Source organism: Kocuria sp. ZOR0020 (assembly GCF_000800955.1).
Taxonomy (GTDB): domain Bacteria; phylum Actinomycetota; class Actinomycetes; order Actinomycetales; family Micrococcaceae; genus Kocuria; species Kocuria subflava.
In genome coordinates this window covers 1-8,578 of record NZ_JROX01000063.1, presented here as the reverse complement: position 1 = coordinate 8,578, position 8,578 = coordinate 1, and the positions used below count along the sequence as shown (strand labels likewise).

The window sequence follows — 8,578 nt, the reverse complement described above, 5'->3', positions numbered from 1 at the left end:
AACCGGTCCTGCGGTGTCTGCGGAACCGGCCAGCGGCACCCAAGACGTTCCCGATGGCCAATGCAGCCAGGACCACCTGCGTGGTACCTGTGTAGCGATCTGGAAAACCCGCCCAGTAGATTAGCCCAGCCAGCAGTGCTGCCAGCGTCACCGCCGTCATGACGGCGATGGTCAGGACGACGACGCCCCGTGCCCAATTGGTCACCCGCGGCATGCGGAACGCGGGGCACCACGTGCGAATGCCGGTGAGGGCACGGGTTGCGGCCATGAGGTATCCGCGATGGAACACGTCCTTGGACCGGGCTGCCAAGTGTTGCGCACCCATGCTCCACCCCTCCTGACCAATCTCTGGTTGTGCGACCTTCGTCGCCGTGCGCTGGCAATGCTGTGACGTTAGGGCCGCAGGAGGCCGCTGAGATCACCCGTTGGGTTTGCTCCGCCTCATCCGTTTGGCTGATGGGGCGTTCCGCGCGCAGTCGGGCCGCCCCATCAGGCTCGGGTGGTCAGAGACCTGAACGCTCAGCGTGCGCCCTTGAGTGCGGTCCAGGTTTGCGGTCCAACCACTCCGTCCGCGGTGAGGCCGCGGCTCTTCTGGTAATTGATCACGGCCGTGTGCGTCGCTGCTCCAAAGTTGCCGTCCACCGCCAGGTTGGCGTTCATGGTGGCGTTGAGGGACCGTTGGAGCGCACGGACGTCATTGCCCGTGGAGCCCTGCTTCAAGGTTGTTGCCCCTGCGGCACGGGCCTCCAGTGCACCCCAGGTCTTGGGGCCCACCTGGCCGTCCACAGTTGCCCCAATGGCACCTTGGAACTTGCGCACCGCAGTGTTGGTCTGGGGACCGAAGGATCCATCAACGGTCACGGAGTAGCCCCGGGCATTGAGCAGGTTCTGCAGATTGGTCACCGCGGGCCCACTGGCTCCCTGTTGAAGCGTGGGATAGACACCGGTCACGGGGGCTGCGGTCTTGGGCAGACCGGGGAAGCTGTAACTGATTTCCCGGCTCTGCGCGACCGTGGTGCCGCACTTGAAGTCGTCCACCAGGGATGCATCCCGCACGGTCGCACCATTGCGGGTGATGCTCAGGTGCAGGTGCGGCCCGGTCGAGTTTCCGGTGCTTCCCACGTAGCCGATGATCTGGCCCTTCTTAACGGTCTGTCCCGCCTTGACGCTGGGCGTGGACTTCATGTGGCGATAGTCCGTGGCCCAACCACCGGCGTGGGACAACTTCACCTGGTATCCAGGGTTGGAGTACGCGGTTTTCACGCCCCAGCCGGCGAAGGTGACTTGGCCGTCGGCGGCGGCACGGATGGTGGTTCCGCTGGGGGCGGCAATGTCAAAACCTCCGTGGGCGGAACCTGAGGTGCAATAACCGTTGGTGGTGCCGGTGATCTTGCCAGAGGTGGGCATGATCATTGCCCCCTGATCGGCATGGGCCGGGACGACGGTACCCGCAAACCCTGCGGCAACAATGGCGCCTGCTCCCAGCAGGGTGGCGATTCGTGTGGTCAGGCAGCGGGTTGCAGAACTGGACATGACGGCCTCCTGTCAGATGGTGGCAGCCACACCGGTGCATTCTGTGCGGCTGGTGCCGGTGGTGAGTGCACCGGTGCCTCCAATGCTGCACGTCTGCGGGTCCAACAGGCAGGGGTGCGTTCCCAACCGTGGCCGCAAGGCAAGTCATCAACTCCCAAGGGCCTGGCCGATCAGATGGGCCACCCACCGCCAAAGGGATGAACGCCGTGAGGACAGGCGCCGTCCTCGTGGGCGGTGCGGAGAGCCGACACGGCGAACGACCACGAGCCGTGTGGCTCGTGGTCGTTCTGATAAGAGTGCTTACTTGGTCCTGATGACTCACCCGCGATCTGGCAGACGTGCTCCTGAAGTGGTGTCGAACAGGTGAATCCGGTCCTGTGCGGGGGAGGCCCACACGGTTTGACCGGACTGGACACGGCTCCGGCCGGCGGTGCGCACCACGATGGTGTTGGCGGAAGCGGCTTCCTCGTCGGACCCCTCGGCCTCAGCGGCTGACGAGTGGGTGGTCACGATCTGGTTGGCCATGGTCACTGGCGCCAGGGAGCCATACAGGTAGGCATCCGCGCCCAGTTCCTCCACCACGTCCACGCTGATCGGCAGACCTTCGCCTTCAGCGCCAACCTTGAGGTCTTCAGGTCGGATGCCGATGGTCACCTCAGAACCTGTGATGGCGGAGCGCTGCTCCGGGGTCAGGTGGATCTTGGTGGAGCCCAGCTGGAGAACGCCGTCGTTGTCCGGGGTGGAGCGGAAGAGGTTCATGGCCGGGGAACCGATGAACCCGGCCACGAATTCGTTGGCGGGGCGGTCGTAGAGTTCCGCAGGCGTGTCCACCTGCATGAGCAGACCGTCCTTGAGCACAGCCACACGATCCCCCATGGTCATGGCCTCGGTCTGATCGTGAGTCACGTACACGGTGGTGACCCCCAACTTGCGAGTCAAGGACGCGATCTGGGTACGGGTTTGCACACGCAGCTTGGCATCCAGATTGGACAGCGGCTCATCCATCAAGAACACCTGCGGCGAGCGCACAATCGCGCGGCCCATGGCCACACGCTGCCGCTGACCGCCGGAGAGTGCCTTGGGCTTGCGGTCCAGGTATTCGGTCAGGTCCAGGATCTTGGCAGCCTCCTCAACCTGACGACGGCGCTCCGCGGCCGGAACCTTTGCGATTTTCAAGGCGAAGCCCATGTTCTCCGCCACGGTCATGTGGGGGTAGAGCGCGTAGTTCTGGAAAACCATGGCGATGTCGCGGTCACGGGGATCGACATCCGTGACATCGCGCTCGCCGATCCGGATGGCGCCCTGGGTGACGTCCTCAAGTCCTGCGAGCATGCGCAGAGTGGTGGATTTTCCGCAGCCGGAGGGGCCCACCAGAACCAGGAACTCGCCGTCTGCGATCTCCAGATCCAAGTTGGACACGGAGGGGCTCTCCGCCCCGGGGTACTGACAGGTCACTCGGTCATAGGTGACGGTAGCCATGGTGATGTCTCACTTTCATTCCCGGCAGGTACGTGCCGGACGATCCGTTGGAAAGATGGATGTGGGCTGGGCCACACGGACGAGACTACCGGATGGTGGGCCAGGATGTGCGAAAATGTCATAGTTGTTAGAAGTTGATTGTGTTTGCTTGGGTGCCAGGTCGAGGCACTGCACAAGCCTGCTGGCCGCAGAAGGCTTGTGGTGGAGCTGCCGATCCCGCCTCTCGTCTGGGTGATCTTCGGGTTGCTACTCAAGTGCACGAAAACGGGCGCGAGCATCAGTTCCGTCAGTGTGTCTTGTGCGGGGCCAGAGGTCACCAGCAGGTTCACGACCATCACGACCAGCATCACGCGTCTGAACAGGAAAGTGCGGGAGTCTCGCCTTCGCCAGGGTGTCGAACCCATCAGTGTACGAATCTGTTCACATGTTGGTCTTGGAGGAGATCGCAGCGAACTGGAGACCAGCAAAGAGCAACACCAACACCAGGAGCATCAAGCTGATCGATTCGGAGATGTCTGTTACCAGAGCTCAGTTGACGATGACCGCCTCTGGGCTCGACTTACCAGCGAGGACCACAGGTATCATCACGGCCAGCATGATGGCTGATGTCGCAGACGAAAGAAATCGGCACAGGTGAGCTGATACTCGGGTTCATCGGTTGGGCTACGAGCTTGGGCAGCCCTCCCTGTAGGGATGAGTTGAATCCGGCCGATGAGACCGCGGAAGCTGCCGCGCCGCCCCGGGCTGTGAACGTCACGCGCAAGGCTGAAACTCCACGGAGTTGGAGGCCGCGCCGTTAGCGATCCATCAAGACCCGCAGGGTTTGAAGGGCTTGTCGCCACCTCGCCCCTATGCAGACCCCATGGCGGGATGCACGGCGTCCATGCCCACCCTGACCGGGACCCCGGGCGGGACGACCACCAGCAGCACCAAGATCCAGGATGGTTGTGGCAGTTTGTGGCTGAGCCGTTCGGCCAACCGCAAGCACCGTGCAAGCGCGTCAGCGCTGCCATTCGGTGTAGTTGTCTTTCTAGGGTTGCGCTGGCTGTGGCTCTCCAGGGTGGCGTCAAGGGAGCGTGGAGCCGGTTCGTGCCGATGGCGGTATGCGTGGTGCACCGGGTATCTGGGTGCGGAGTTCGCCTGGAAAAACCTGCGGCGGACTGGGTAGTGGTCTGTGCGTTCGAACAGGAACCTGCCCAGTCTGCATGGGGCGGAGATGAGTGACTGAGGCCCCAGGGTGTCGAGCAGTTTGACTGTCTCAGCACGTGCAGCGGGAACTGTGGACGGTGGAAACCGTGAAACATTGACGATTGATGTGCGTTATGGCACATTGTTGTCTGTTCGTAGCTGTTCGATTCAGCCTTGATCGCACAGCATTGATCACCGGAGCCGCCCGCCCGGATGACCTCAGGAGTTGACATGAAGGCTTCTCGTGCTCGCCGCAGCCCATCGCCACTGGCGTTGCCCTCGCAGCTGACAGTTCCCGTCAATAGGCGCAACGTGCTGGCCGGTGCCCTTGGCCTGGGTGCGCTGGGTGCGCTGACCGCTTGCGGCGGCGGCACAGGCGCGGATTCGGATGGCACCGGCGCAATTACGTTCGGTTCCAATCAATCTGATGCTGTCCCGAGGGCGGCCTACCAACGCGCCATTGATGCGTTCACGTCCGATTCCGGAATTGACGTCTCCGTGAACACGATCGACCACAACACCTTCCAGGAACAGGTCAACTCATACCTGCAGGGGGACCCGGACGACGTGTTCACCTGGTTCGCCGGTTATCGCATGCGTTACTTCGCAGATCAGGGACTTGTGGCCCCCATCAACGAGGTCTGGGACAACGTTGGAGACATGTTCTCTGAGTCCATGAAAGAGGCCTCCGCGGCCAGTGACGGAAACCAGTACTTTGTGCCCTACTCCTACTACCCATGGGTCATGAATTACCGTAAGAGCGTTTTTGAGGAGCACGGATGGGAGCCTCCCACCACTCTGGATGAGCTCAAGGAACTCGGCTCCGAAATGGAACAAGCGGGCTTGACCCCCATTGCTTTCGCCGACCGTGGTGGATGGGAAGCCTTTGGCATGTTCGACATCCTGAACATGCGCATCAACGGTTTCGACTTCCATCAGGAGTTGATGGCAGGTGAGAAGGACTGGACCTCCGGAGATGTCAAGGAGGTCTTCAAGACATGGGCTGACCTGTTGCCGCTCCACCAAGAGGGCGCACTGGGTCGAGACTGGCAGGAGGCTGCGCAGGCACTTCAGCAGCGCAATGCGGGCATGTACTTCCTGGGCACTTTCGTCTCTCAGCAGTTCCAGGACGACGATGACCCAAGCCAAATCGAAGATCTCGGATTCTTCACATTCCCGGAGATCAACGCAGACCACGGAACCGACTCCATTGATGCACCCATTGATGGGTTCATGATGTCTGCACAAACCGAAAACGGTGGATCTGGGCGCCAGCTCCTTGAGTTCCTGGCCAGCGCGGAAGCGCAGAAGATCAACGTCGACGCCGACAAGGGGTTGGTGGCCGCCAATGATGACACCGACACCGGTGACTACTCGCAGTTGCAGCAGGATGCAAAGGACATCGTGGACAACGCGAAGCATATTGCGCAGTTCTTGGACCGGGACACCCGGCCGGACTTCGCCTCGACCGTGATGATCCCGTCCATCCAGTCGTTCATCCGTGATCCAGAGAGCATCGACAGCATTCTCGAAAGCATCGAGGAACAGAAGAAGACGATCTTCGTCGATTGACCAGTTGTTCAGTCCTGCCCGGACTGGCCGTAACTCGCATGAGGTCGGTGAAACCGGGCAGGACTGCGCACGGTACGTAGTGACCAGGGAGGTCCACCTTGTCCACCGCCACTCGTCCCAGGGATGCTGAGACACGGTCCGAAAGTCGGACACACATCAAAACGAAGTCACAGGCGAGGCGCCGACGAAAGTCAACCTCGGACCGCGTCGCTCTGGCATTGATGCTGGGCGTTCCCGCTCTGGTTGTCTCAGCATTTATCTGGGGTCCGGCCCTGGCATCCGTGGGTTTGTCCTTCACGCGATGGAATGGAATCACGGATCCGGTGTTCATCGGCGTGGACAACTACCAGAATGTCACGCAGGGTTACCCACCATTCTGGCCGGCCTTTCGCAATAATGTCCTATGGCTAGCCGTTCTGCTGCTCATCGCCACACCCTTGGGGCTGCTCCTGGCGATCGTGCTAGACCGTGAGATTCGAGGAACTCGTTTCTACCAATCCATTTTCTACCTGCCGGTCGTTTTGTCCCTTGCGCTGGTCGGGTTCATCTGGCAGCTGGTGTACTCAACGGAGCAAGGCCTTATCAACAACCTGACCGGTTCAGGTGTCAACTGGTTGGGGGATCCGGATGTCAACATCTGGGCTGTTCTGGTGGCGGCGTCATGGCGGCATGTTGGATACATCATGGTGCTGTACCTGGCCGGGTTGAAGGGAGTGGACAACTCCCTGCGTGAGGCGGCCGCCCTGGATGGCGCAGGTCCCGCACAGACGTTTTTCAAGGTCATCTTTCCTACGCTCAAGCCCATCAATGTCGTGGTTCTGGTGGTGACCGTGATCGAGGGACTTCGAGCCTTCGACATCGTCTATGTGATCAACAAGGGCACCAATGGTCTTGAGCTGCTGTCCGTGCTCATCACCAACAACATCTTGGGTGAGGCCAGTCGCATCGGATTCGGATCGGCGATTGCCGTGATCCTCCTGGTGATCTCGCTGGTCTTCATCATCACTTACCTGGTTCAGACCTTGCGGAGGGACGACTGATGGCAACCACGAGCATCGAGCCGCAAAAACCGGTGACTGGTTTGGACAAATCCGGGCCCGCTCCGGTCAGAACCCGTAAGCGTGGCAAGCCGGGACGCCAGCTGGTCTTCCAGATCGTGCTGAGTGTCATTGCCTTCGCGTGGATGGTGCCCCTGCTCTGGGCTTTGTACACCTCCCTGCGTCCGTATTCGGAAACCGCGGAGAAGGGGTATGTGTCGCTGCCGGACACCCTGACCTTCCAGAACTATGTGACCGCCTGGACGCAGGGCAACATGGGGCAGTACTTCCTCAACTCCCTGATCATTGCCGTCCCGGCGGTGATCATCGTGCTCTCCCTGTCCTCCTGTGCAGCATTCGTGCTGTCCCGGTTCAGCTTCAAGTTCAACATCCCCATGCTGATGTTCTTCACAGCGGCGAACCTCCTGCCACAGCAGGTGGTCATCACGCCGCTGTACCGGCTGTACCTGGAACTTGGGCTGTACAACACCTATGCGGGGCTGGTGGTCATCAATGTCGCGTTCCAGATGGGCTTCTGCGTGTTCGTGCTCTCGAACTTCATGCGTGCGCTGCCCAAGGAGCTGACCGAAGCCGCGCAGATTGACGGTGCGGGGGTCTGGCGTCAGTACTGGCAGGTGGTCCTTCCTCTGACCCGCCCGGCTCTGGCAGCCTTGGCAACCCTGGAGTTCGCCTGGATCTACAACGACTTCTTCTGGGCGCTTGTACTGGTGCGTGACGGCGACAGGATGCCCGTGACCTCCGCGCTGAACAATTTGCAGGGCAACTTCTTCGTGGACAACAACTTGGTGGCCGCCGGCGCCATCATGATCGCGTTGCCCACCGTGTTGATCTACATCCTGCTGCAGAAGCACTTTGTGGCCGGCCTGACGATGGGTGCCAACAAGTGACCGCCGGTGTACCAACTGCTCCCGTGGTGTCCGCGCCCTCCGCGGAGCTGCCGGACCACAACTGGTACCAGCGGCCCAGCGGGGATGCCGGGGCGCTGCCACCCAGAGCTCACTTGGACTCGGACGTGCCCGCGGTGTCGCTTGACGGGCAGTGGGAGTTCCGTAGTTTTGCGGGGCCCGAGCAGGCCTTGGAATTCTGTGGTTGGCCGGATCCACTGCCCGATCTGGAGGAGACCGTCACGGTGCCATCCCACTGGGTTCTGGATCGCCCGGGGGACCCGGCCGACCACGGAAAACCGTGGTACACCAATGTCACTTACCCGTTCCCCGTAGATCCTCCCAATGTGCCGGATGCAAATCCGACCGGGTGGTACCGGAGGCGGTTCACTGTTGACCACCTGGTGGATTCCAGTCGACCGATCGACGGACAGGACCGTCTCCTGCTGCGTTTCGAAGGCGTGGAGTCGGCTTACCGGGTGTGGGTCAACGGACAGTGGGTCGGCCAGGCCATGGGCTCGCGTCTGACGCATGAATTCGATGTCACGGAAGCAGTGCGAGCTCGTGAACCGGCAGCTTCCTCGCGCCGGGAAGCGGATGGATCGGGTGTTGAGCATGAAGTCGTGGTCCTGGTCCACCAGTTCAGTGCCGGGTCATATCTGGAGGACCAGGACCAGTGGTGGCTCCCGGGGATTTTCCGTGGTGTCACCCTGCTGACGCACGGGGCCGGTGACATTTGGGACCTTCACCTTGATGGCGACTGGGACTCGGAAGCATGCACCGGTCGGCTCACCATTGCGTTGGATGCAGACCCGTCAGCCTTTCCGGCCCACGCGACGATTCAGTCGGATGGGGAAACGGCGG

Annotated in this window: 7 protein-coding genes; 4 read left to right on the top strand and 3 right to left on the bottom strand. The window is 61.4% G+C overall.

The annotated features are described in order from the left end of the window. The 3 genes from L979_RS04475 to L979_RS04465 all read right to left on the bottom strand — a co-directional run. Positions 1-325, bottom strand: a 325-nt coding sequence (locus L979_RS04475) for a hypothetical protein (protein ID WP_047689754.1), incomplete at its 3' end; no start/stop codon positions are given. 194 nt (positions 326-519) lie between these two features. Continuing rightward, positions 520-1,533: a peptidoglycan-binding protein gene (locus L979_RS04470; protein ID WP_197052067.1), complete on the bottom strand. Its 1,014-nt coding sequence runs from the start codon at positions 1,531-1,533 to the stop codon at positions 520-522. A 318-nt stretch (positions 1,534-1,851) separates the two neighbouring features. Beyond that, positions 1,852-3,012, bottom strand: coding sequence for an ABC transporter ATP-binding protein (locus L979_RS04465; RefSeq protein WP_047689751.1), 1,161 nt, complete (start codon positions 3,010-3,012; stop codon positions 1,852-1,854). 1,419 nt (positions 3,013-4,431) lie between these two features. Here L979_RS04465 and L979_RS04455 point away from each other — a divergent pair. From L979_RS04455 to L979_RS04440, 4 genes are all read left to right on the top strand, one after another. After that, entirely contained in the window at positions 4,432-5,772 is a 1,341-nt protein-coding gene (locus L979_RS04455) for an ABC transporter substrate-binding protein (RefSeq protein ID WP_052209483.1), read from the top strand. A gap of 221 nt (positions 5,773-5,993) precedes the next feature. Further along, positions 5,994-6,812: a carbohydrate ABC transporter permease gene (locus L979_RS04450; RefSeq protein ID WP_081993779.1), complete on the top strand. Its 819-nt coding sequence runs from the start codon at positions 5,994-5,996 to the stop codon at positions 6,810-6,812. After that, complete coding sequence (locus tag L979_RS04445) at positions 6,812-7,717, top strand: carbohydrate ABC transporter permease (protein ID WP_081993777.1); 906 nt, start codon at positions 6,812-6,814, stop codon at positions 7,715-7,717. The genes L979_RS04450 and L979_RS04445 overlap by 1 nt, the downstream gene beginning before the upstream one ends. A gap of 26 nt (positions 7,718-7,743) precedes the next feature. Beyond that, the coding region (locus tag L979_RS04440; RefSeq protein WP_369792968.1) for a sugar-binding domain-containing protein at positions 7,744-8,578 on the top strand (835 nt) is incomplete at its 3' end.

Coding starts and splice junctions, on each gene's coding strand:
- L979_RS04465 (WP_047689751.1), bottom strand. CDS start 3,012: ATGGCTACCGTCACCTATGACCGAGTGACCTGTCAGTACCCCGGGGCG.
- L979_RS04450 (WP_081993779.1), top strand. CDS start 5,994: ATGCTGGGCGTTCCCGCTCTGGTTGTCTCAGCATTTATCTGGGGTCCG.
- L979_RS04455 (WP_052209483.1), top strand. CDS start 4,432: ATGAAGGCTTCTCGTGCTCGCCGCAGCCCATCGCCACTGGCGTTGCCC.
- L979_RS04445 (WP_081993777.1), top strand. CDS start 6,812: ATGGCAACCACGAGCATCGAGCCGCAAAAACCGGTGACTGGTTTGGAC.
- L979_RS04470 (WP_197052067.1), bottom strand. CDS start 1,533: ATGTCCAGTTCTGCAACCCGCTGCCTGACCACACGAATCGCCACCCTG.